The organism is Lentilactobacillus parafarraginis DSM 18390 = JCM 14109 (assembly GCF_001435895.1).
GTDB classification, from domain to species: Bacteria; Bacillota; Bacilli; order Lactobacillales; family Lactobacillaceae; genus Lentilactobacillus; species Lentilactobacillus parafarraginis.
Genome location: NZ_AZFZ01000226.1, coordinates 1 through 368 on the forward strand (window position 1 = coordinate 1; position 368 = coordinate 368).

Annotated in this window: 1 protein-coding gene; it reads right to left on the reverse strand. The window is 33.7% G+C overall.

Going from position 1 to position 368, the window contains the following annotated elements; genetic code table 11:
* On the reverse strand, nucleotides 1–368 hold a 368-nt coding region (locus FD47_RS16030; protein WP_235806133.1), incomplete at both ends, for a hypothetical protein.

Consider the following 368-nt stretch of genomic DNA (forward strand, 5'->3'; position numbering starts at 1 on the left):
TAAAAAGCTTGTTTTAAGACAGACCCTAGTTTTTCCGTGGATATTTCGGAGTTTTTTTATTTTGTTCAAAAGTGACTCATCCATGGTAACGGTTGAATTGGCATACAGAAGGATATTATTACCAGGTTTCTTAGATCGTAGGGTATCATAAGTTAAAATTTGACCAAAATCGTTGAATGAGGTGTAAGAAAGTTGGTTTAATGCAGTAAGAAAATCAGTATCATTATAATAGGAATAGCGCATCTTAATTGCATTTAATACAGCATAGTCTGACTTGGCTGACTTGTAAGTTAAACTGTGTTCGTCATCGTAATTTAGTACTTGTTCTGGTAAATTATTGGACTTAGGATGAAAGTGTGGACACGATT